20 protein-coding genes and 1 riboswitch are annotated in these 21,942 nt (G+C 62.5%); of the genes, 9 read left to right on the forward strand and 11 right to left on the reverse strand.

Features of this window, described 5'->3' with window-relative positions; all coding sequences use genetic code 11:
- Positions 1–18: 18 nt before the first annotated feature.
- Positions 19–1,389: an MFS transporter gene (locus ACFVHU_RS13725; protein ID WP_388024837.1), complete on the reverse strand. Its 1,371-nt coding sequence runs from the start codon at positions 1,387–1,389 to the stop codon at positions 19–21.
- Between the two features lie 247 nt (positions 1,390–1,636).
- Between ACFVHU_RS13725 and ACFVHU_RS13730 the strand changes: the two genes are divergently transcribed.
- The 3 genes from ACFVHU_RS13730 to ACFVHU_RS13740 are packed head-to-tail and all read left to right on the forward strand — an operon-like array spanning position 1,637 to position 5,721.
- Positions 1,637–3,133 carry a 4-hydroxyphenylacetate 3-hydroxylase family protein gene (locus ACFVHU_RS13730; RefSeq protein ID WP_133833894.1) on the forward strand — a complete coding sequence of 499 codons (1,497 nt, stop codon included), beginning with the start codon at positions 1,637–1,639 and terminating at the stop codon, positions 3,131–3,133.
- Between the two features lie 15 nt (positions 3,134–3,148).
- Entirely contained in the window at positions 3,149–4,579 is a 1,431-nt protein-coding gene (locus tag ACFVHU_RS13735) for an MmgE/PrpD family protein (RefSeq protein ID WP_105656460.1), read from the forward strand.
- Positions 4,576–5,721: a flavin reductase gene (locus ACFVHU_RS13740; RefSeq protein WP_105656459.1), complete on the forward strand. Its 1,146-nt coding sequence runs from the start codon at positions 4,576–4,578 to the stop codon at positions 5,719–5,721. Before ACFVHU_RS13735 ends, ACFVHU_RS13740 begins: the two co-directional genes overlap by 4 nt.
- 87 nt (positions 5,722–5,808) lie before the next feature.
- On the opposite strand, the gene ACFVHU_RS13745 is transcribed toward ACFVHU_RS13740, so the two are convergent.
- Positions 5,809–6,195, reverse strand: a complete 387-nt coding sequence (locus tag ACFVHU_RS13745; protein ID WP_105662290.1) for a nuclear transport factor 2 family protein — start codon at positions 6,193–6,195, stop codon at positions 5,809–5,811.
- A gap of 213 nt (positions 6,196–6,408) precedes the next feature.
- Between ACFVHU_RS13745 and ACFVHU_RS13750 the strand changes: the two genes are divergently transcribed.
- Positions 6,409–6,954 carry a hypothetical protein gene (locus ACFVHU_RS13750; protein WP_105656457.1) on the forward strand — a complete coding sequence of 182 codons (546 nt, stop codon included), beginning with the start codon at positions 6,409–6,411 and terminating at the stop codon, positions 6,952–6,954.
- 79 nt (positions 6,955–7,033) lie between these two features.
- On the opposite strand, the gene ACFVHU_RS13755 is transcribed toward ACFVHU_RS13750, so the two are convergent.
- Positions 7,034–8,116, reverse strand: coding sequence for a zinc-binding dehydrogenase (locus ACFVHU_RS13755; protein ID WP_105662291.1), 1,083 nt, complete (start codon positions 8,114–8,116; stop codon positions 7,034–7,036).
- A 108-nt stretch (positions 8,117–8,224) separates the two neighbouring features.
- Between ACFVHU_RS13755 and ACFVHU_RS13760 the strand changes: the two genes are divergently transcribed.
- Positions 8,225–9,313 (forward strand): alcohol dehydrogenase catalytic domain-containing protein, encoded by a 1,089-nt coding sequence (locus ACFVHU_RS13760; protein WP_105656455.1) that lies wholly within the window; start codon positions 8,225–8,227, stop codon positions 9,311–9,313.
- A gap of 82 nt (positions 9,314–9,395) precedes the next feature.
- Here ACFVHU_RS13760 and ACFVHU_RS13765 read toward each other — a convergent pair whose 3' ends face one another.
- From ACFVHU_RS13765 to ACFVHU_RS13795, 7 genes are all read right to left on the reverse strand, one after another.
- Complete coding sequence (locus ACFVHU_RS13765) at positions 9,396–9,545, reverse strand: hypothetical protein (protein ID WP_166650762.1); 150 nt, start codon at positions 9,543–9,545, stop codon at positions 9,396–9,398.
- 119 nt (positions 9,546–9,664) lie between these two features.
- The gene (locus tag ACFVHU_RS13770; RefSeq protein WP_388024841.1) at positions 9,665–10,654 is read right to left on the reverse strand and encodes an ABC transporter substrate-binding protein; all 990 of its coding nucleotides are present in this window, start codon (positions 10,652–10,654) and stop codon (positions 9,665–9,667) included.
- 43 nt (positions 10,655–10,697) lie between these two features.
- Positions 10,698–11,807, reverse strand: coding sequence for a zinc-binding dehydrogenase (locus tag ACFVHU_RS13775; RefSeq protein ID WP_388024843.1), 1,110 nt, complete (start codon positions 11,805–11,807; stop codon positions 10,698–10,700).
- Between the two features lie 5 nt (positions 11,808–11,812).
- Complete coding sequence (locus ACFVHU_RS13780) at positions 11,813–12,619, reverse strand: ABC transporter ATP-binding protein (protein WP_105656451.1); 807 nt, start codon at positions 12,617–12,619, stop codon at positions 11,813–11,815.
- Between the two features lie 46 nt (positions 12,620–12,665).
- Positions 12,666–13,499: an ABC transporter permease gene (locus ACFVHU_RS13785; RefSeq protein ID WP_105656450.1), complete on the reverse strand. Its 834-nt coding sequence runs from the start codon at positions 13,497–13,499 to the stop codon at positions 12,666–12,668.
- Positions 13,492–14,268 (reverse strand): ABC transporter permease, encoded by a 777-nt coding sequence (locus ACFVHU_RS13790; RefSeq protein WP_105656449.1) that lies wholly within the window; start codon positions 14,266–14,268, stop codon positions 13,492–13,494. The genes ACFVHU_RS13785 and ACFVHU_RS13790 overlap by 8 nt, the downstream gene beginning before the upstream one ends.
- Before the next feature lie 90 nt (positions 14,269–14,358).
- The gene (locus ACFVHU_RS13795) at positions 14,359–15,363 is read right to left on the reverse strand and encodes an ABC transporter substrate-binding protein (RefSeq protein ID WP_332595029.1); all 1,005 of its coding nucleotides are present in this window, start codon (positions 15,361–15,363) and stop codon (positions 14,359–14,361) included.
- A gap of 200 nt (positions 15,364–15,563) precedes the next feature.
- On the opposite strand from ACFVHU_RS13795, the gene ACFVHU_RS13800 reads away from it, so the two are divergent.
- The 3 genes from ACFVHU_RS13800 to ACFVHU_RS13810 all read left to right on the forward strand — a co-directional run bounded on the left by ACFVHU_RS13800 (position 15,564) and on the right by ACFVHU_RS13810 (position 19,844).
- The gene (locus tag ACFVHU_RS13800) at positions 15,564–17,072 is read left to right on the forward strand and encodes an aldehyde dehydrogenase family protein (protein WP_388024846.1); all 1,509 of its coding nucleotides are present in this window, start codon (positions 15,564–15,566) and stop codon (positions 17,070–17,072) included.
- A 57-nt stretch (positions 17,073–17,129) separates the two neighbouring features.
- Positions 17,130–18,191, forward strand: a complete 1,062-nt coding sequence (locus ACFVHU_RS13805) for a CdaR family transcriptional regulator (protein ID WP_388024848.1) — start codon at positions 17,130–17,132, stop codon at positions 18,189–18,191.
- A 291-nt stretch (positions 18,192–18,482) separates the two neighbouring features.
- On the forward strand, positions 18,483–19,844 hold the full coding sequence (locus ACFVHU_RS13810) for a GntP family permease (protein WP_388024850.1): 1,362 nt from the start codon (positions 18,483–18,485) through the stop codon (positions 19,842–19,844).
- Positions 19,845–19,919: 75 nt separating this feature from the next.
- Here the strand turns inward: ACFVHU_RS13810 and ACFVHU_RS13815 are convergent, their stop codons facing one another.
- Complete coding sequence (locus ACFVHU_RS13815) at positions 19,920–20,294, reverse strand: SdpI family protein (protein ID WP_181148779.1); 375 nt, start codon at positions 20,292–20,294, stop codon at positions 19,920–19,922.
- Between the two features lie 274 nt (positions 20,295–20,568).
- Positions 20,569–20,659, forward strand: a riboswitch (SAM riboswitch).
- Between the two features lie 50 nt (positions 20,660–20,709).
- Between ACFVHU_RS13815 and ACFVHU_RS13820 the strand changes: the two genes are divergently transcribed.
- Positions 20,710–21,936, forward strand: coding sequence for an acyl-CoA dehydrogenase family protein (locus ACFVHU_RS13820; RefSeq protein WP_388024852.1), 1,227 nt, complete (start codon positions 20,710–20,712; stop codon positions 21,934–21,936).
- The last annotated feature ends 6 nt before the right edge of the window (positions 21,937–21,942 follow it).

Raw genomic sequence — 21,942 nt, forward strand, 5'->3', positions numbered from 1 at the left:
GCGGACCAGTGCCGGCGTTCAGGCGTTCAGCTTTGCGTTGGACGGCGCTGACGCGGCTGCCTTGGGAGGCAGGGCGGCGCCTTCCGGGCTGATGCGGATGGCGACCAGCCCGACGATAAGGATTGCCACCCAGAAGATGCCTACGGCGGTGATGCCGAAGCTGACGGCCAGCGCGGTGCAGATCATCGGGGTGAAGCCGGCCCCAAGGGTCGAGGAGCCCTGGTAGGCCAGCGAGGCGCCGGTGTAGCGGACATCAGCTGGGAACAGCTCGGAGATGTAGGCGCCGATCGGTCCGGCCAGGATGCCCTGGATGACGCCGTTGCCGACGATGACTGCAACTGCGAAGCCCCAGCCGGTGCCGTTGCTCATCAGGAAGACTGCCGGGAAAGCCCAGAGGATGCCGGCGGTGCCGCCGATGGTCAGGATCATCTTCCGGCCGTACTTGTCCGAGAGCTTGGCGGCCAACAGGCAGACCACGATGGTGACCATTGCCGCGTAGCCCTTGGTGTTCAGCACAAAGGAGCGGTCCACGCCCTGGGCCGCGGCTTCGGAAACGCCCCACGAAGTCAGCACGCCCTGGCAGGTGTAGAAGCCAAGGGAAGCGATCAGGGTGATGATCACGGTGCGCGAATGGTTCTTCAGCACCAGCGAGATAGGAGTCTTGCGCTCCTGCTTGCGCTCGGAGGCCTTGGCATCCAGCTCCTGGAAGACCGGAGTTTCTGCGACCTTCAGGCGGATCACCATGCCGATGATGATCAGGACTGCCGAGAAGATGAACGGAATGCGCCAGCCCCATTCCAAGAACGCATCACCGGTGGAGAAGGAGATGAAGGAAACCAGGAAGGTGGCCAGCAGGCCACCGGCCGGTGCGCCGGCGTTAGCGAAGGATGCTGCGAAACCGCGCTTGGAAGCGGGTGCATGTTCCAGGGCCATCAGGGTGGCGCCGCCCCATTCGCCGCCAACTGCGACTCCCTGGACCACGCGGAGCAAGACCAGGATGACCGGGGCAGCTGCGCCAATGGTTGCGGTAGTCGGCAATAGGCCAATGGCAACGGTGGCTACGCCCATCATCATCATGGAAAGCACCAGCATCTTCTTGCGGCCAAGGCGGTCGCCGAAGTGGCCGAAGACGATGCCGCCCAGCGGGCGGGCAATGTACCCGACGGCCAAGGTGCCGAAGGAGGCGAAGAGTGCCAAGCCCGGGCTCAGGTTGCCGAAGAAGACCTTGTCGAAAATCAGCGACGCCGCAGTGGCGTACAAGATGAAGTCGTAATACTCGATGACGCTGCCCAAGAAGCTGGATCCGAGAATGCGGCGCAAATCCTTGGTGTTGAGGGAGTCGCTTGGCTCCATTGCCGGCACTGGCTGGTTCTGTTGCGAGTCGGACACGACGAGAACCCTTCCTGATCGCTGATGTGACTTAAGCCATAGTGGCCCATTTCACTAACCTTGTCCACTTTTTACGCATTTTAAGACAGATAATATTTTCTTCAGCCCTTGAAAACCGCGTGATCCTGCGGGTTTGAAAAAATTCTTCGACTCAGAGCTTGATCTGGGTCACACAAGTTATATAAACTGATGCACAGAATATATTTTTGAACCCGCTCAGCGGGACGCCCGATAAGGAGCAGCGAAGATGAGTGCACGCACTGGAGAGCAGTACCTGGCAGGGCTCAAGGATTCCCGCGAGGTCTGGCTGGGCGATCAGCGCATTGACGTCACCGAGCACCCGGCATTTGCCGGCTCGATCAACGGCATGGCCGCCTACTTCGACTACCAGCACAAGTACGCCGATGACTGCCTGATGAACGACGAGCAGACTGGCGAACAGCACAACGTCTCCCTGCTGCGTCCCAAGAACGCAGAAGACATCGCCCGCCGCCACCGCGCGTTCGACCGCCTGGCCCGCTACTCCAATGGCATGCTCGGACGCACCCCCGACTACGTCAACGTGGTGCTCGCCGGCCACGCCTCGCGCCCGGACATCTTCGCCAAATCCGGCGACCCGGTCTACTACGAGCGCCTGGAGAACTACTGGCGCCATGTGCAGGAAAACGACCTGGCGCTGACCCACACCATCGTGCATGCGGCCATCGACAAGTCGGTCGGCGAACTGCAGGGCATCAATGAAGAGCTGACCTTGCGCGTGGTGGACCGCACCGCTGAAGGCCTGATCGTGCGCGGCGCGAAGATGCTCGCCACCCTGGGCCCGATCGCCGACGAGCTCTATGTCTACCCGGCGGTGCCCATCCAGAAGGGCTACGAGGAATACGCGCTGTCCTTCGCGATCCCGGTCGCCACCAGCGGCGTGGTCTCGGTCTGCCGCGACCACTACGGCGTGGACCAGCCGGTAGTGGACAAGCCGTTCTCCTCGCGCTTCGACGAGCAGGATGCGGTCATCATCTTCGACGACGTGCTGGTCCCTTGGGATCGCGTGTTCATCGACGGCCAGCTCGATGTCTACAATTCCCTGAACGCCGGCACCGCCACCGGCAACACCCAGCAGCAGACCGCCATCCGCGCCTCGGTGAAGCTGGAGTTCGCCTACGACCTGTGCGTGCAGATGGCCAAGGTCACCGCCACCGACAACAAGCCGGACACCGCATCGATGCTCGGCGAGATCTATTCCTACCTGCGCATCGCCCGCGCCGTGATCCACTCGGCCGAGGTTAACGCGTCGGAATGGGGCGGCGGGGCGTTCTTCTGCCACGACGACATCTCCGCGCTGCGCACCATGATGCCCATCTGGATGGCCCGCGTGAACGACATCATCAAGTCCATGGGCAGCCACAACCTGCTGGCCACCCCGACCGCGGCCTCCTTCGAGGACCCGCGCCTGGGCCCACTGCTCAAGAAGTACCTGCCGGGAGCCAACGGCATCGCGCCGGAGGAACGCGCCAAGATCTTCCGCACCGCTTGGGACTTCGCCGGATCCGCCCTGGGCAGCCGCATCGAACTGTACGAGCGCTTCTACCTGGGGTCGGTCAGCCGTGCCCGCGGGCTGGATCACCGCAAGGCGCAGATGAAGGGCGAGACCGGTGCCTTCGAGGCGATGTTCGCCGAGGTGGGCATCAGCCCGGTCATCGCCGAGCAGGCCGCGCTGGACCTGGACGCCGCGGCAACGCGCGCCTAGGGAAGCAGGAAAATCATGGCTAACCCGACGCCCGATGTGCTCGATGCGCTGCTCGAGCACCTGCTGGAAACCCAGTACGGCCAGCTGCCGACGGCCACGATCCAGCGCGTGAACCAGCGCCTGCTGGATTCGGTGGGCGTTGGGCTGGCAGGGCACCGCGCCGACGACATTGCCGGACTCATCGAAGCGGCGCAGGCCTGGGGCCACGGCGATGAAGCAACCGTGCTGGGTACCGGAATCAAGCTTCCGGCCACCTCCGCGGCCTTCGTCAACGCGGCGCTGATCCGCTCCTTCGACTTCGAGCCGGTGGAAGCCGAAGGCCCGGCCGGCAAGCAGGTCGCCGCCCACATCTCCGGAACCACCGTGGCCGTCGTGCTGGCCCTGGCCGAAGCCACCGGCGCCACCGGAGAAGAAGCACTGGCCGCGCTGGCGCTGGGCGATGACCTGGCAGCCCGCCTGGCCATCGCCGGCGGCTTCGACGTGTACTCGGGGCAGGATAATACCGGCACCTTGAATGCCCTGGCCGCCGCTGGAATCGCCAGCCGGATGCTGGGCCTGGACAAGGCGCAGGCACGCCATGCCATCGGCATTGCGGTCAACCAGGCTTCGGGCAATGTGGCGGCGATCTTCGATGGGGCCAACGGCTTCAAGCTGCCCATGGCCTTCGCCGCCCGCGCCGGAATTTCCGCCGCGCAGCTGGCCAAAGCCGGCATGAAGGCGGCGGATGATCCGCTGACCGGCAAGCACGGCTACTTCCAGCTGTTCGGCATCGACGCGCAGCCGGAACTGGCGGTGGCGGATCTTGGCGTGAGCTTCCATGGGGACTGCACGATCAAGCCCTTTGCCAGTTGCCGGGCCGCGCAGCCTTCGCTGCAGGCCTGCGCGGAACTGGTGGCCGACGGCACGGTGGGCTACAAGGACATCGAATGCCTCACCGTCCACCTGAGCGAGCGGACCCTGAACGGATTCGTCGGGGCGCGCTTCGAGGCGGGGGACACCCGCACCGTGGCAGCCCTGTTCTCGGTGCACGCCACCGCGGCGATCGCCTTGATCCACGGAACGGTTCGCCCCGAGCACCTGACCGCCAGCGCGCTGGCGGACCCGGAGCTGGCGCAGATGCTCGGGCGCATCGAGCTAGCCGGCACCCTGCCTAACAGCCAGCGGCTGACGGCGGAGATCACTGCACGGCTGCGCAGCGGCGAGGTGCGCCACGTGCGCGTGGAGCACCCGGACGGAAACATCTTGCGCACACCCCTGGAGCATGACCAGGTAGTTGAGAAGTTCTCGAAGAATCTCGAGTTCTCGCATCCAGAACTGGCAGCACGCAAGGACGCGTTGCAGCACCAGCTCGAACACCTCGCCAGCGCACCGGATCTGACTGATCTGATGGCGGCGCTGGACCCCGCTAGAAACTTCACCCCGAATTACCAGGAGCAACTCCCATGAGCATCACCAACCTTGAATCGGTCACCCCAGTAGACATGAACACCTTCCGCAACGTCGTCGGCCACTTCGCCTCCGGTGTCACGGTGATCACCACGGCCGTGGACGGCCAGCTCTACGGCACCACCGCTTCGGCAGTGTCCTCCCTGTCGATGGAACCGCCAATGATGCTCGCTTGCCTGAACCGCTCCAGCTCCACCCATGACCGGGTAGTTGAAGCAGGCGTCTTCGGCATCAACATCCTGGCCGAGGACCAGGGCGCGCTGGCCTTCCACTTCGGCCGCAAGGGCGAGGACAAGTTCGCTACCGTGCCGCATACCCTCTCCGCGGAGGGCATCCCGCTGATTGACGGCGCATTGGCCACGATCGTATGCCATGTGGCCGAAACCCCGACCGGCGGTACCCACACCGTTTTCCTGGGACTGGTCAGCCACGCTGAAGCCCATGACCGCGAACCGCTGGCCTACTACCGCGGAACCATGGGCCGCCTCGAGCCCACCAAGGAGTTGGCTGCCTACCAGGCCACCCGCACCTGGGTGCTGCTGCGCACCAGTCCACTGGGCGAAGACCTCGACGTGGATGCCATCGCCGCGGCTTCCCGGGCCGACGCTGATCATGTAGCCAACGCGCTGGTGAAGCTGGAAAGCGAGCACCTGGTCTTCCGCACCGAAACCGGAAAATACCAGCCAAAGCCGATTACCGCAGAATTGACCGATTCGGCCTACGACTCGCGCGCCACCATCGAGTCCGGGGTGATCGCCTCGCACCTGGGCAAGATTTCCGAAGAGACCATTTCCAGCCTGCGCGAGATCACCGCGAAGCTGGCTGACCTGCGTGAGACTTCGGAATCCGACCTGGAAGAGTTCTTGGCCCTGAATGTCGCCTACCACGATGCTCTGGTTGGCGTTGCCGGCTCCAGCCAGCTGGTGGATTCCTTCCGCCGTTTGGGAATTGGCACCGTCTGGCGCCAAGCGCTGACCGCAGAGCAGTGGTCGCGCCAGCTGGACCACCGCCACGTTGCCGAATTGACTGAAGCGCTGGCTGCCGGTGACGCACCAGCGGCCCAGGCAGCGCTTGCCGCGCACACCGAGTTCGGCAAGGCGCTGGCTCGTGAAGCAGTGGCCCGCCATGGCGGCCAGGTTTAGGCATTGAGGCGATAGCCACTGTGGAAAGGCGGCAGGTTGGAAGATCCAGCCTGCCGCCGTGGCTTTATAAAGCGTCGAAGTGCGGGTCTATTGCGCTGTGGCCCCGACAAAGAGGCGCAGCTTCCACTGGCCGCCGGTATTGGCCCACACCGTGCGGTTGGCAGTTGCCAGATGCTTTTCGACGCCTCCGGAAATCAGATGCATTTTCATGCTGCCTTCGACGACCACCACGTTGCCCTCCTGGGTAACGGACTCGAAGTCGTGGCTGAGCGCCAAATATTCGACGGCCCCGGAACCGAGCAGTTCCAGCAATGAGTCGCGGTCATCGACACGACCGGTGGAGTGGGTGTACTGCAAATCCGGCTCAAGCAGGTTCCCCAAGGTTTCGAGGTCACGGGCGAGCATGGCCGAAAGGCGCCGTTCTTCTGCGATGCGCAGTTCCGATTCAAGTGCCGCAGGGTCAATAGTCGTCAACGGTGATGGCTCCTAAGTAGCGTTTGGTTCGTAGGCAATCTACCAATAAGCAGTGGCGATGTGCGGATATTAGCGAGTGCTTTTACTGGGTGAGATGGAGTTTCAGGGTTGATCCCAGAAGTGGAAACTATCAGCCGAGGGTATGAGCCGGGCACGGGATAGTTACCTCGCATCGCTGATTCCCCGGGCCGCGGAAATTTCTACGATGGAATCATGCTCAAGAAAAAGTACCTCGCCACTGGCGCGCTCGCCCTTCCCTTCGCTCTCCTGCTCACCGGCTGCAGCGGTTCTGATCTCTTCGTCGACAAGTACGATGAATCCACCACTCGAACTGCCAAAACTTCAGAGAAGGCCGTGGCCGATGGCGTGCTGCCCGACTGGGTTCCGTCCGGCGGCACCGACGTTCAGCTGGTCCAGCGCAATACCGGCGCTGAACGCATCTTCATGCTGAACTACGACGGCAAGCTGGACAGCGAACAGTGCAAGGCTCTGGAAACCGTTGGGAATCCGACCGAAGCAGAACTGGCCAAGGCCTACGCTTCTGACCCGCGCACCAAGAACCTCGAGCCTGACGAGATCTCAGCTACCCGCACCTTGGATGCCGACTGGTGGCCAGCCGATGGCCAAAGCGAGACGACTGATCTGTGCGGGCGCTTCTGGGTCCATCAGTCAGAGGGCAAGCTCTATGCCTTTGCTCCGGACATGGTTGCCCAGGTCCAAGCCATCGAGAAGGAGCGGGCCGCCAAGGAAGGCAAATAGAGGCTGGCCGCCACTAGCTGGGCTGCAGGCCGCGAACCAGGAAACTGGTTCGCGGCCTGCAGCTTGTTGCTCATGTGGATCAGAAGCGGATCACGCTGCGGGCGATGGACCCGGTTTCCTGCTTTGCATAGGCTTCGTTGATCTCGTCGAGCTGGATCTCCTGCGCCACCAGGTCATCGAGATTCAACCGGCCCTGCAGATAGAGCTCGGCGTAGTAGGGAATGTCATTGCGGACCGTGGAGGAGCCCATGTAGATGCCGTGGAGATTGCGCTGCGGGATCAGCAGGTCCAGCATGATATTCATTTCCAGCGGCTTGCCCTGGGGAATGCCGATGAAATACACGTGTCCGCCGGTTTTGGCGACTTCCAGGGCCTGGCGCTGCGTGGGGGCAATGCCGATGGCTTCGAAGGAATGGTGGACTCCGCGGCCGGTGATGGCGCGGATGGCGCTGACCACGTCTTCGGTGCCGCCGTTGATGACATGGGTGGCTCCGAATTTCTTGGCCAGCTCCAGCTTCTCTGGCTGCAGGTCAATGCCGATGATGGTCTTGGCGCCGGCCAGCTTGGCTCCCTGGATGACATTCAGGCCGATGCCGCCCAAGCCGATGACCGCGACGGTTTCCCCGGGAGAAACCTTGGCGGCGTTGAGCACCGCGCCCACGCCGGTGGCTGTCGCGCAGCCAAGCACAGCAGCCTGCGCGAATGGGATTTCCTTGGGCACCCTGACCAGCTTGTTCTGGTGCAGGACCGTGTACTCGGCGAAACCGGCCACGCCGAAGCCTTCTACGCGCTCGCCGTTGCGCGTCAAGCGTGCCGGGGTATCCGGTCCGCGCAGCGCATGCTGGGGATTCAAGCAGCGGTAGGTCGCTCCGTTGACGCATTCTTCGCAGCTCCCGCAGAAGCTGATTTCCGTGGCGATGACATGGTCTCCCACTTCGAAGTCGGTGGCTTCGGGGCCTAGCGCGACGACGGTGCCAGCCATTTCGTGGCCGACCACCATCGGCAAGGGGCGCCCGCGGTCTACGGTGGCAACTATGTGGTCCGAGTGGCACAGGCCTGCGGCTTCGACCTTCACCAGAACTTCTTGCCCCCGCGGCTCGTCGACTTCGAGTTCCTCGATGCTGAAACCTTCGCCGATGGAGTTGATGACCGCTGCGCGCATTGCAGATCCTTCGTTAGATTCTTATTCTAAAAATGCATTATTTCTAATAGTATATTTTCATTAGTGTTCTGCGTCACCCCCTTTGCGCGACTATTTTCTGGAGGAAGCATGAAAGCAGCAGTCGTTTCTGAAGTTGCCGGCTCTTTTGATGTCCTGGACATCAGCATTGACAACCCTGAAGCCCATGAAGTCCTCATTGACGTGAAGGCCAGCGGCCTGTGCCACTCGGATTTGCACGTGGCGACGTCGGACATCGGCTTCCCCATGCCAGCGGTGCTCGGCCACGAAGTCTCGGGTCTGGTCGTGGGCGTCGGTTCGGCCGTCACCTCGCTCTCGGTGGGGGACCGCGTGGTGACTTCTCCAGTGCACAGCTGCGGGGTCTGCAAGGGATGCCGCACCGGCAAACCCTACCAGTGCCGCGTGCCCTCGCACACCGACCGCACCGCGCAGCAGAATCCGCGATTGTCCCTGGGTGGGCAGCGGCTCACCCAGTTCATCGGTGTTGGCGGCTTCGCGGAACAGGTGCTGGTGCATGAGAACACCGTCGTAAGGGTTCCGGACGCTATCCCGTTCGACCGCGCGGCGCTGCTTGGCTGTGGAGTGGTCACGGGTGCTGGCGCGGCTATTAATACCGCGCGCATCCGTCCAGGCGATACCGTTGCCGTGATCGGCGCCGGTGGTGTCGGGCTGAACGTCATCCAGGGCGCGAAACTGGCTGGCGCGACCCGCATCATCGCTATCGACCTGCAGCCGGCCAAGCTGGAGCTGGCCAAGGTCTTCGGTGCCACCGACGTCATCAACGGCGGGGAGGGCGATGCGGTGGAAACCGTCAAGCGGATTGCTGGCGGGGGAGTGACGCATGCCTTCGAGGTCATCGGCCTGCAAGCCACCAGCGAGCAGGCGGTGGCCATGCTGGAAATTGGCGGCACCGCGTACCTGATTGGCGTTCACAAGCCCGGCGCGCAGATCAGCATCACCCCATTTGGAGACCTGATGGGACGCCAGAAGGGCATCCGTGGCGTGGCCATGGGGTCGAGCAATATCCAGGTGGATATCCCCATGTACGCCGAGTTGTATCTGCAGGGCCGTTTCAAGCTCGACGAACTGGTGTCAGCGCATATCAGCTTGGATGAAATCGACAAGGGATACGAGCAGCTGCGTGGCGGTGCGGTGGCCCGAAGCGTGATTACCTTCTAGATTTATCGACGCCGGTCGCTGAACGAAGCAAGGCCAGCAGTTCACTGATCTGCTGGCCTTGTTTCATGTTCTGGGGGTGCTGCTACTCTCCGGTCTGCGCGCGGCGCTGTATGCGCGTGGCGTACAAGACGCAGCCCAGCAACCCGATGAAGCTGAGCGCAACCGCCACGGACCCGGTGATGCCGGGCAGGTGCTGGTTCCAGGTCATGTTCAGGGTGACAAGCAGAGACACCAGAAATCCTCCGGTGAGGTAACTGATTGCCGAACTCATGGTGAACCTTCCGTGGGCAGAACGTGCTCCCGTGAGCCTAGCATCGCGCCAGTCGCTGTCCAAGGATTTGCCGGTGCTGGTTATTTGCGAGACGCGTGCTCCCAGAGCACTTCATCCACTGTTACGGGCTTGTCAATGAGCTCGAAGCGTGCCATTGCATCCAGGCCTGACTGGGAAGCCTCTGCATCGAACGCGGTGCCCGCCAAGGCGAACCGCGTTGGAGCTTTTTCCACCGGAATCTGGTTGACCTCGGCGTGTATCTTCTGCACTTCCTCGAGGTTTGCTGCATCGGAGTAGAACTCCACTGCCTCTTTCATGGCCGATACGAAGGCCTTGGCAGTATCTGGATTCGCACCGGACCACTGGGAAGTGCTCAGCCACAAAGTGCCCGGCTGATTCCCCTGGTACTCGCGGACCGGGTTGCCCAAGGAGGGGAAGCCGGCCGCAACCATCTGGTGGTAGAAGACGTCGCTGGGGACGACCGCGTCAACGGTCCCGGTCTCCACCGCGGCCTGCATCCCGGCGTAGGGCATGCCCACTTCGCTGAATTCGTCGGCGCCCACCCCTGCGTCTTCCAGGGCTTGGAAGACCGGCAGATCGCTGCCGGTCTTCACGCCGATGACACCGATGGTCTTGCCCTTGAGATCGGCAAGCCTCGCAATCCCAGAGTCCTTGGCGACGAGCACTCCGGAGTTATCGACGTTCGGGTCGACCACGCCATTCGAAGCCAGCGCTTCGATCGGCAGGCCCTTTGACACGGAGGTGGCGACGTTGACCCAGGAACCGGTGGCGATGTCCACCTCGCCGGAGATAGCAGAAGCAATCTGGGCGGCGGGGTCTGCGCCATTGATGATTTCAACGTCCAAGCCATGGTCTTCGAAGAAGCCTTGGGATTCGGCGAGGTAAGCCGGCTCGAACTGGATGCCGGCCACCGAGACCTTCAGCGGGATCAAGCCGCCCGGTGTTTCGGCGCCTTGCCCAGCGTTGCCGCAAGAGGCCAAGGCCATGGTGGAAACGAGCAGGACCGCGGACAGGGGCAGGGCCCGGCGCGCGGAAGATGGAGTTCTCAAGATGGCCTCGTCGTGCTTGAAGGGGATATGAAGTGGCAGGCAATCAGCTGAAATCTGTGATGACCGAACGGGCAACGCCCTGCCCGGCCTTCATCGCTGCGAAGCCCTCGTTGATCTGCGAGATATGAAGTTCCCGGGCAACGAGCGCGTCGAGCTTGAGGCGCCCGGCAAGATAGTGCTCGGTGTATTTGGGGACATCACGTTGCGGGCTGGAAGAGCCCATATAGATCCCGTGCAGGCTGCGCTGCGGCCCAATGATGTCGGACATGGCATCCAGCGGCAGTTGCGCGCCGGGCTTATGCAACCCGACCAGATAGGCATCCCCGCCTACACGGGTCATGCGCACCGCCTGCAAGCTGGTGGCCTGCAGGCCGATCATCTCGAAGGAATGATCCACCCCGCCGCCGGTGATTTCCTGGACCTTGGCGACAGCGTCTCCACTGCCGCCATTGATCGTGTGCGTTGCCCCGAATTCGCGGGCCAGTTCCAGCTTCTCATCGCTCAGATCCACTGCGATGATCTTCGAAGCGCCGGCGATCTGGGCGGCATTGATCGCGTTCAACCCGATGCCTCCAGCGCCAATGACTGCGACGGATTGCCCCTGGGCCACCTGGGCGGAGTTGAACACTGCCCCGGCACCGGTCAGCGTGGAGCAGGCCATCACCGCGGCTTGGGCGAAGGGCAACTCCTCGGGAATCCTTACTGCCTGGTTGGCATGCACCAAGGTGTACTGGGAAAATCCGCCGGTGCCGAACATCTGCATCACCGGCTGATCCTTGCAGCTGGCGCGCGGTGCTTGGCCGGCCGTGCGCAGCGTGCTGGGGCGGTTGGCGCAACGGTATTCCTGGCCCGAAAGGCACAGCGCACACTGCGCGCAGTACTGGATCAAGGCGGCCAGCACGTGGTCGCCCGCAGTGAAACCGCAGGCTTGGTTGCCGGTGCTGAGCACCACCCCGGCGACTTCATGGCCCAGCAGCAGCGGGGCGGGAAGGCCCAGATCCATGCCCGCCAGGTGGGCATCGGACTGGCACATTCCAACTGCTTTGACTTCGATCAGCAATTCCGCGCCCAGCGGCGCATCAACGTGGATGTCCTCAATGCTGAAGCTGCCATCGCCGTGCCTTGCCAGTGCTGCCCGTGCGCTGAGTGCCATGGGGATCAGTCCTGGCGCAGGCGCACGAGGATCCGTGCGCGGGCCTCGGTGAAGCGCGGGTCAGCCTTGGTGGCCAGTTGGTCGCGGGTCTCGCCGAAACCGGTGACGATCTCGTCGACTACGGTGGCCGGCTTCTCCGCGATCACGACCACCTTGTCGGCCAGGTACAGCGCTTCGTCGATGTCGTGGGTGACCAGCAGGATCGTCACACCCAGCTTGTGCTGCAAGTCCAGCACGAGGTCTTCGAGGTCGAAGCGGGTCTGCGCATCAACCGAGGCGAAGGGCTCATCCATGAGCAGCACCTTCGCGTTGTAGGCCAAGGCGCGGGCAATGGCCACGCGCTGCTGCATGCCTCCTGACATTTCCCAGGGGAACTTGCCGCCTTGGCCTTCAAGGCCCACGGCAGCCAGATGCTCATCGGCCAGCTTGTTGCGCTCGGCCTTGCCGATGCCCTTGCCCTGCAGCGGGAAGGCCACGTTTTCGCGGGTGGTCATCCACGGCATCAGCGAACGCGAGTAGTCCTGGAAGACCACGGCGAGATCGGGGTGCGGGCCGTTGATCTTCGTGCCGGAAACCTCGATGGTTCCGGCTTTTGGCTTCAGCAAGCCGGAAAGGCATCGCAGCAAGGTGGTCTTGCCGACGCCCGAAGGGCCGACTATCGAGATGAATTGGCCATACTCCACGTCCAGATCCAAATTCTCCAGGATCTTGTTTTCGGCCGGGCCGGCGCCATAGCTCATGGACATGCCGCGAACCTTCATGAGCAATGGTTTGGTTTCCATGGTCGTTTCAACGGGTGCTTGGGTGGTCATGGGATTCTCCTTGGTCAGAAGATGGAAGGTCGGACGGAAACGGAGGCTACTGGGCGCCGGAGGCGTGGTACCAGCGCAGGATCCGTTTCTCGACGAGCACGAAGAGGATCGAGATGATGTAGCCGATGACACCGACCAGCAGTGCGCCGGCCCATGTCTCCGGAACCTTGAAGGTGGCCGAGGAATTCAGGATGTAGAAGCCCAGGCCTTCAATGGAGGCGAACATTTCCGAAACCACCATCACGGTGATGCCGATCGGCAATGCGACGCGGATGCCGGCCACGATCTGCGGGGTGGCACCGGGCAGGATCACGCGGCGGAAGTGCAGGCCGCGCGGGATGCGGTAGACCTTGGAGAACTTGCGCACCGTTGGCTCGATGCCCAGGATGCCGTCGATGGTGTTCAGCAGGATCGGCCACATGCAGGCGAAGGCGATGGTGCCCATCTTCGGGCCCTGCCCCATGCCGAAGACGCCGATGATCATCGGAACCAGTGCTGCCTGCGGGACAGCGCGGAAGAAGTGGATGATCGGGTCAACGATCTTCAGCAGCAACGGGACTTCGCCCAGCAGCAGTCCGCCGCAGATGCCGAAAAAGGCAGCCAGGGCCAAGCCGACAAAGAGGTTGGACAGCGAGTACCAGGCGCCGGAAATAATCACGCCGTTGCCCAGGTCGCGGACCAAGGCTTCGAGGATGGACTCCAGCGAGGGGATGAAGAAGTTCGTGGAGTTTGCCGAGCCGAACCACCAAGCCGCAACCACGGCAACGATGAGCCATGAAGAAACCAGTATCTTGCGTCCGGCGGCCGCCGAGGAGCTCGGAGCCTTGGCCTTCGAAGCGCGTGATGGCACTGCCGGGGCGTTCAAAGTTGCGTTAGTCATCGTTCTGCCTCTTCCACTTCAGCAAACGGTTTTCGGCCTGTTGCAAGAGCAGGGCGATGGCCCATCCGGTCAGGCCGGCGAAGAACAGGTAGGCGAAGGCCAGATCCCAACGCTGCGCCTGCTGCATCAGCGTGATCTGGCGTCCAATGCCTGGCGCCTGGGAGATCACTTCAACGCCCACCGCCACCAGGATGGCGATGGCCGAGGAAATGCGCACACCGGTCGCGATCAGCGGCAGGGCAGAAGGCAGCAGGACCTTGGTGAAGCGCAGCATCGGCGGGATGCGGAAGACGGCGACGGTGTCGGCAACCGCGGCTTCCTGGCGGCGTGCACCGTAGATGGTCTGGATCAGCACTGGCCACAGGCAGGACAGCGCGACGACGACGATTTCCATCATGGTGTTCGAGCCGAGCAGCATGATCACTACCGGCATCAGGGCCAGTACCGGGAACGAACGGCCGAAATCGATCAGAATCGAGGTGGAGTTGTCGAGGAAGCGAACTGATCCAATGACCAGGCCCAGGACGACACCCACGACCGAAGCAATGAGCCAGCCGGTGAGGGCTGCGAGCAGGGTCTTGCCTAGCCCGCCCCAGAAGGCCGCTTGGCCCAGGGCTTCGGAGATGGCAGAGAAGATCTTTTCCACGCCGGGGAGCATGGAGGGCATGGTTCCTGAGGCGATCACCAGTTGCCAGATGCCCAGCAGGGCGGCGATGGCCACGATGCGCAGGGTCCAGAGCAGACCCGGTGAAATCGTTGACTCTTTCATGGGAATCCTTGAGTAAGCAGTTGCAAGCTAGGGGTGCTGGTGGCGCCAGCGCAGGGGATGGCGCCACCGGTGGGGCGAATAGGACGTGGGCTACTTGGCGTCTGCCGAAGCCCGGGTAGGGGCTTCGTCCCAGAGCACATCTTCGACGATGACCTTGTTCTCGACCAGGCCGAAGTGGACCATGGCATCGATGCCGGATTGGGCTTCAGCCACGTTGAAGGTGACGTCCGCCGGGACGAAGGTCTTGGGCGCATCGGCTACATCGATCTGGTTGGCTTCGGCGTGGACCTTGCGGACTTCCTCCAGATTGGCCGGGTCCGAGTAGAACTTCACGGCATCCTGCATAGCTGCGTCGAACTTCTTGGCGGTCTCGCCATTCTGCTCCAGCCACTGCTTCTGCACGGTCCAAACGGTTACCGGCATGCTGGACTGGAATTCCTGTACCGGGTTGGAGATGGTCTGGTAGCCCTTCTCCGACATCTGGTGGTAGAAGGAGTCGGCAGGCACTACTGCATCCACGGTGCCTTGTTCCAGGGCCGCTTCCATGCCCGCGTAGGGAACAGCAACTTCCGTGACTTCCTTTTCCTTCACGCCGGCCGCTTCCAATGCCTGGAGCACGGGGATGTCGCCACCGGACTTCACGCCAACTACGCCAATGGTCTTGCCCTTCAGGTCTGCCAGTTCCTTGACCCCGGAATCCTTGGCCACCATGACGCCGGAGTTGTCGGCCTCCGGATCAACCATGCCGTTGCCGCCAATGACCTGGATCGGAACACCTTGGGAGAAGGAGGTGGCGACGTTGATCCACGAGCCGATGGCAACGTTCACGTCACCGGAGACCACCTGGGCCAGCAGCGCGGCGGGGTCGGCGCCATTGACCAATTCAACGTCCAGGCCCTGGTCCTCGAAGTAGCCCTTCTCTTCAGCGATGCGTGCGGTTTCGAACTGGATCGGAGCAATGGCGACGCGCAGCTTCACCGGGCCGTCGGCGCTGGCCTCCTCGCTGGATCCGCACGCGGCCAGGGTGCCGATTGCGAGGGCAGAGACTGCGAGGCCGGAGAAGGCCTTCCGTGCAAAACGTCGTTTCGTGACCATGGGGATCTCCTTGAAAGCTTGGTGCCTAGGCGAAGGCTGCGAGTTGTCGACCGGGGTCGGCTCCCGGAAGAAGAAGTACATTGAGCATCAAAATGTATTCCTTGAATCACAATATATCTTTAGTATGATTGTGTGGCAAGACTCACATTCAAAATGATGCCAACGACGAAGCGCGCCGGGCAGACCAGGAGATACATTCCATGACAGCAACAGATCTTTCCGCCGTTCCGCTGGCTCAGCAGCTTCGCGCCGCTTTGGCGGCCACGCCCCTTCCGCTGGTGATCAATGGCCAGGAGGTCGCTGGCTCGGGGGAAAAGCTGCCGGTAACCGATCCCTCCACTGGCCAGCTGCTGACCGAGACGACGGCTGCCACCGCAGCGGACATCGACCGCGCAGTAGCTGCCGCCCGTGCAGCGTTCGAGTCCGGGCCCTGGGTAGAAATGACCCCGGCAGCACGCCAGCGGGCGCTGCACCGCTTCGCTGACGCATTGGAAGCGAACCTCGATGAATTGGCTACCCTGGAGTCCCTGAACTGCGGGAAGCCCTTCAACATCGCCCGCTTTGGCGAGCTGCCCGCGGGCATCGAGACCTTGCGCTACTTCGCCGGCTGGGCCACCAAGCTCAACGGCGAAACCCGCGATATTTCCCTGCCAGGAACCTGGCACGCCTATACCCAGCGCCAAGCCTTGGGTGTGGCCGCACTGATCGTGCCATGGAATGTCCCCTTCACCATTGCGCTGTCCAAGGTGGCTCCGGCGCTGGCGTCCGGCTGCACCGTCGTGCTCAAGCCCGCGGAGCTGACCCCGCTGACCGCCGTGCGCATGGCGCAGATTGCGCTTGAAGCAGGCATCCCGGCCGGTGTGCTGAACGTGGTCCAGGGCTTGGGGCCGGTGGCCGGCCAAGCGCTCGCCGACCATCCGGATGTCGACAAGCTCTCCTTCACCGGATCCACCGCGGTAGGCAAGAAGCTGCTGGCGTCGGCAGCGGTCAATCTCAAGCGGCTGAGCCTTGAGCTGGGCGGCAAATCCCCGGTGGTGATCTATCCCGACGCGGATCTGGACAAGGCCATTCCGGCCGCCGCCATGAGCATCTTCGGCAACTCCGGCCAGGTCTGCGCGGCAGGGTCGCGACTGTATGTCCACGAAGACATCGCAGACCAGGTCATCGAAGGCATCGCCGGATTCGCGAAGAACCTCAAGCTGGGCGCTGGCCTGGCAGAAGGAACCCAGCTGGGCCCGCTGATCTCCCAGGTGCAGCGCGAGCGCGTGCTGGGGTACATCGAGGCGGGCATCGCTGATGGCGCGGAACTCGTTGCCGGTGGCTTGGCCGAAGGCGAAGAAGGATTCTTCGTGCAGCCCACCGTGCTGAAAAATGTCAGTCCGGACATGTCCATCGCCAAGGATGAGATCTTCGGGCCGGTGCTCTCGGTGAGCACCTTCGGCGACGAGGATTCGCTGGCCGAGGTGCTGCGCCGGGCCAACGACACCGACTACGGTCTCAATTCGGTGATCTTCACCCAGGACATTTCCCGCGCGTTGACCTTCGCCAAGAAAATCCAGGCCGGCAACGTCAGGGTGAATACCGGTGCCGGCATGGATGCGAACATGCCGTTCGGCGGATTCAAGCAGTCGGGGTGGGGCGCCGAAAATGGCCGTGAAGGCATCGAGGCCTACACCTCGCTGAAGTCGGTCACCGTCAAGCTCGACTAGCGGCAATGTTCTAATCCGGGACTGCTTTGCGCAGTCCCGGGCCGATAGGATGAGCTCATGAGCGAAAAGGAGCAACCCCGGCTGGCTAGCGCGTTGGCGCAGAAAGTCGTCGACACGATTGCGCCGACCATCAACCGCAATGTGAACATCATGAATGCTCACGGAGTCATCATTGCTTCTACGGATGCTGCGCGTATCGGTACCCACCACGACGGCAGCGCAGAGGCGATCCGACGCAACGGCATCATCCGTGTCAGCCAGGCCGACGGCTCGGCCGGAACCCAGCCAGGGGTCAATGTGCCGCTGGTGCTGAACGACCAGCTCTGCGGCGTTGTGGGCGTGACCGGAGCTCCCCACGAGGTGGAACCGCTGGCCGGCCTGATTGCATTGACCGTTCAATTGCTCTTTGCCCAGGAACGCGAGCACTCTCGCAGCGCGCGGCGCGAGACCGAAGCCCGCGACATTATTTCTGCGTTGATCGCCGGTCGCGTTGCACCTGAAGTGATCGACCGCTCGCTCGCAGCGCATGGTTTGCGCGGGCCGAAATGCATTGAAGCTTGGCTGCCCCGAAGCGTAGGGGATCCGTCGCTCGAAGAGCCGGCGAAGGATCATCACCGCACGTCATGGATTAGCCTTTCCGGCGCGTACTGGAGGCTTTGCGCTGCCAGCGAGACAGCTTTCGCTCCCGAGCGCATGGACCAGGAACGTTTCCTGGTCTCCGCGCCTGTCGAAAAGGCCGAGGATCTCATGGCCGAAACCGAAGTGCTGCGCGTATTGGTGGGCTATCCGGCACTCGTGCCATCCCACGCGCGGCGCCGCATGTGGAGCCGGGAAATTGCTGTGGCTATCGCCCGCACCCCAGCCCGCAGCCTGGAACATGCAGCTGCCCCAGCGATGCAGCTCAATGAGGAACAAGCCAGAACCCTGCTGGTCGTTGCGACAGCTGCTTCGATGAGCCAAGCGGCCACGGATCTGCATATTCACCGCAATACCTTGGTGCAAAGACTTGAGCGGATAAGCCAGGTCAGCGGCGTCGATATTCGGCGGTCCAGCGAATCCCTGAAACTCCAGCATGCCATCTACGCGAGAGTGGCCTTGGGCCAGCTGCATGTTTTCTAGGCCCTGGAAACGAGGGGAGCTGGCGCCGGGGCTGGGAAGGGTGGGGTGTTTGCACACATTGGCTCTTTCGAACCCAGGCAAATGTGGTCGTGTGCCCATAGGTATTCGGGGTCACTTTTCCTAGTATTGGCAGGATGATCGATCTTTGCGCCCGAAACCGGGGTGGCACGGTGGCATCTAGCCCAACGGGCAAAGCCTTGAGCGGCTTTGCCGACAGGGCTGGTCCACCCGTTGAGCCATTGCGGGCTGGACGCAGAGAACTACCGATATTGGCAAAGGAGCCAACCCGCCGTGTACGAACTGCTTGTTCTGCTGATCCTTGTTGTGGCCATCGTGATGGTCACAGGACGCCTGAAGATCAGCCCATTTCTCGCCCTCGTTGGCGCCGCTATCCTGGCGGCCTTCGCCTACCGGATTCCGCTGGCCGACGTGGCTTCGACGGTCACCACGGCTTTCGGCAGCACCATGGGAAATATCGGACTGGTGATCCTGTTCGGAACAATGATCGGTGTCATCCTGGAGAAATCCGGCGCCGCGATCTCCATGGCAGATGCGCTGATCAAGGTCCTCGGTACCCGGTTCCCCAACCTGACGCTATCGATTATCGGCTACATCGTTTCCATTCCGGTCTTCTGCGACTCGGGATACGTGGTGCTCAACTCGCTGCGCAAAGCCATCACCCTGCGTACCGGGGTCTCTGGGCTGGCAACTTCCATCGCCCTGATGACCGGCCTGTACGCGACCCACACCATGGTGCCTCCAACTCCGGGCCCGCTGGCCGCAGCCGAAAGCATCGGCATTGCCGATAACCTGGGCTTGATCATCGCTGTCGGATTGCCCGTTGCGGCCATCTCGGCACTTGCCGGCTTGGCCTACGCCAGCCGCTTCAACAAGTCCCAATGGACCCCGTTGCCAAGCGACGACCACAATGACATCTCCGAACTCGACTATGAGCAGCTGCGTGCAAGCTTCGGAAAATTGCCCAGCCCGGCGCTGGCCTTCATGCCGATCCTGGTTCCGCTGGTGCTGATCTGTGCCGCATCCATTGCGAAGCTGCCCTCGCACCCGATGGGCGAAGGCGCTGCCCTGGAAATCCTTTCCTTCCTGGGGACGCCGGTTATTGCGCTGATCTTCGGCTTGATCTCCGCGACTTTTCTTTTGAGCGGTGGCAGCAAGCTGGCGGTCTTCAATGAGCAGATGAACGAAGCTGTACGCACCGCTGCTCCGATCTTGCTGATCACCGGTGCCGGCGCCGGCTTCGGCGCGGTCCTGGCCGCGTCGGATCTGACCACGATTCTTTCGGATTCACTCAGCGGACTGGGCTTGGGCCTGGCTGTGCCATTCCTGATCGCCGCTGCACTGAAGTCCGCCCAGGGCTCGTCCACCGTCTCAATGGTGACCACTTCCGCGCTGGTCGCTCCGATGCTCGGCTCCCTGGGCTTGGGTTCGGAGCTGGGCATGGTGCTATCCGTATTGGCAGTAGGCGCCGGTGCGATGGTTGTCTCGCACGCCAACGACTCCTACTTCTGGGTCGTCTCGCAGCTCAGCCGGATTCCGGTGATCACCGCCTACAAGACCCTGAGCGTGGCTACCGCCATCCAGGGCACCGCGGGGTTCCTGACTGTACTGGTCCTGGGAGCCGTACTGCTTTAGCAGCACGCCTTCCAAGAAAGCAACGGATCGCGCCATCAGCAGATGGCGCGATCCGTTGCTTTAAGCAGTACTGGATTAGCCTAGGCCTGCCGCCGGGAAGCTCCGCGCGGCCTTATTCGCTGTGGCAGTCGAGATCACCAGCAACGCGATGGCGGCCAGGTAGCCGGTTCCGGTCGCGGCGAAGGCGAAACCGAATTGGCCCAGCAGGCAGAGAACTGCTGCGCTGGCCAATGCCGCCCAACCGGCCCAGGAAGCCGCGGCAAGCAGGGGCGCAGCCTGCTGATGCCCGGCGAACCAGGCGTCATCGCTGGCCAAGGTGTGGCGCGTCTTGATGCCGATCGCCGCATTGCGAGCGAGCTTCCGGTCCCGTGCCATCGGGGCGAGGAACGCTGCGACCAGCGTTATGCTCAGCAACCCGAACATGAAGGCAATCACGCCTGCTGGATCCACTTGCCGCCTCTTCTGCCGATTGATCTTGAATGGCCATTCTATGCGGTCGCATGGAAGTGCCCTGATCCACGCTGTGTTCCCAATCGATGCCTGCGGGAACGCTCTTGAGATCCAGTTCCGGCATGCCAATTGCGTCATGCGAAGGTCATATGACGTCTTATCCGCCCGTTTTCCGGCAGGGCGAAGGCGCGAAGATGACGTATTTTGTCCTGCTGTTCCTCCGCATGACAGCGCCCTTCCCGAGGACCTGCCAGCAATGCTTGACTCGGAGCACAACCCATCCAGAGCGGCTGAGAGACCTGGCTCCGAGACGCCGCAGCAAGCCTGCACTCCGCAGGTAGTGCTAACGCCAGGTTCGATGGATCCGCAGATTTTCTGCATCCTTCGGAATCCATAGCCCAAGAGGAGAACGAAGATGACTGTACTGGATACCCAATTGCCGCGCGTGCCCTACACCGGCACTGCTGATGAAGCTGAACTGGCTCATTGGCGCGACGTCGCCCAGCAAGTAGCTGACAAGCTGGCGGCTGACGCGCTCGAACGCGACCGAAAGAACGCCCAGCCTTTCGCCGAAGTGCAGCTGCTGCGCGAAGCCGGGTTGCTCAATCTCTTGGTGCCTGCAGAATTCGGCGGAGCCGGAGCCCATTGGGAAACGGCTTTCGAAGCGGTCCGCATACTGGCCGCAGCTGATGGCTCCATCTCGCAGTTGCTGGCTTACCACTACATCAACCAGTCCGGCATTGCGTTCTACGCCCCAGCAGAAGCGCAAGGGGCATGGTGGCAGCGCACCGTGGAAGGTGGCTGGCTCTGGGGCGATTCGGTGAATCCAGTTGATCCGGATTTGACGCTGAGCGCCGAAGGGGACGGCTACCGACTGAATGGAGCCAAGCGATTCTCCACGGGTTCCGGTGTTGGCGAGGTCATCGTCATCAACGCGCTGGTCCAGGGCGGAGAATACGACGGGCAGATTCTCGCGTTGGTTCTGCCACGCGATATCGATGGCTTGGAAATCGTTGACGACTGGGACTACCTGGGACAGCGGCTGAGCGCGTCGAATTCCTTGAAGTTCCACAACGTGCGGCTCGAAGCAGGGGACTTGCTGGGATTCGTCACCGATGAACCGGTCTCCACCCTGCTTACCCCCGGTATCCAGTTGGCCTTCGCCAACTTCTACCTGGGCATCGCCCAGGGAGCACTGGAGCGCGGCAAGCAGATCTTGCTGGGCCGCAAGAACGCCTGGCTGTTCTCGCAGGCAGAGACCTACTCGCAGGACCCGATCTTCCAGCGCACCGTCGGAGAGCTCAAAGCCCGCACCGCAGCAGTGGCGGCGCTGACCGAGAAGCTGGGCCGGAAATTCGATGCCCTGCTCTCGAAGGCCGGGGAAGTCACCCAGCCCGAACGAGCGGCGTTGGCCGTGGAAATTGCTGAAGCCAAGGTGGTCTCCACTGAGGTGGGAGTGGAGGTGGCGAACCGGATCTTCGAGGTGACCGGTTCATCTTCGACTGCGAACTCGGTGGGTCTGGACCTGTACTGGCGCAATGTGCGCACCCATTCGCTGCACGACCCAGTGGACTACAAGAAGATCGAGGTCGGCGCCTACTTCCTGCGCGGAGAGTCCCAGCCGCTCTCGCTGTACACCTAAGAAAAC

It is taken from the genome of Glutamicibacter sp. NPDC127525, from assembly GCF_042672105.1.
Classification (GTDB): domain Bacteria; phylum Actinomycetota; class Actinomycetes; order Actinomycetales; family Micrococcaceae; genus Glutamicibacter.

What these genes read in the sequence shown, in the direction of transcription:
- ACFVHU_RS13805 (WP_388024848.1), top strand. Translation starts at nt 17,130, where the DNA reads ATGAGCGAAAAGGAGCAACCCCGGCTGGCTAGCGCGTTGGCGCAGAAA.
- ACFVHU_RS13755 (WP_105662291.1), bottom strand. Translation starts at nt 8,116, where the DNA reads ATGCGCGCAGCGGTCATCAACTCCATCGGCGAAGGTTTCAGCATCGAG.
- ACFVHU_RS13775 (WP_388024843.1), bottom strand. Translation starts at nt 11,807, where the DNA reads ATGGCACTCAGCGCACGGGCAGCACTGGCAAGGCACGGCGATGGCAGC.
- ACFVHU_RS13735 (WP_105656460.1), top strand. Translation starts at nt 3,149, where the DNA reads ATGGCTAACCCGACGCCCGATGTGCTCGATGCGCTGCTCGAGCACCTG.
- ACFVHU_RS13820 (WP_388024852.1), top strand. Translation starts at nt 20,710, where the DNA reads ATGACTGTACTGGATACCCAATTGCCGCGCGTGCCCTACACCGGCACT.
- ACFVHU_RS13800 (WP_388024846.1), top strand. Translation starts at nt 15,564, where the DNA reads ATGACAGCAACAGATCTTTCCGCCGTTCCGCTGGCTCAGCAGCTTCGC.
- ACFVHU_RS13795 (WP_332595029.1), bottom strand. Translation starts at nt 15,363, where the DNA reads ATGGTCACGAAACGACGTTTTGCACGGAAGGCCTTCTCCGGCCTCGCA.
- ACFVHU_RS13750 (WP_105656457.1), top strand. Translation starts at nt 6,409, where the DNA reads ATGCTCAAGAAAAAGTACCTCGCCACTGGCGCGCTCGCCCTTCCCTTC.
- ACFVHU_RS13790 (WP_105656449.1), bottom strand. Translation starts at nt 14,268, where the DNA reads ATGAAAGAGTCAACGATTTCACCGGGTCTGCTCTGGACCCTGCGCATC.
- ACFVHU_RS13740 (WP_105656459.1), top strand. Translation starts at nt 4,576, where the DNA reads ATGAGCATCACCAACCTTGAATCGGTCACCCCAGTAGACATGAACACC.
- ACFVHU_RS13780 (WP_105656451.1), bottom strand. Translation starts at nt 12,619, where the DNA reads ATGACCACCCAAGCACCCGTTGAAACGACCATGGAAACCAAACCATTG.
- ACFVHU_RS13785 (WP_105656450.1), bottom strand. Translation starts at nt 13,499, where the DNA reads ATGACTAACGCAACTTTGAACGCCCCGGCAGTGCCATCACGCGCTTCG.
- ACFVHU_RS13760 (WP_105656455.1), top strand. Translation starts at nt 8,225, where the DNA reads ATGAAAGCAGCAGTCGTTTCTGAAGTTGCCGGCTCTTTTGATGTCCTG.
- ACFVHU_RS13730 (WP_133833894.1), top strand. Translation starts at nt 1,637, where the DNA reads ATGAGTGCACGCACTGGAGAGCAGTACCTGGCAGGGCTCAAGGATTCC.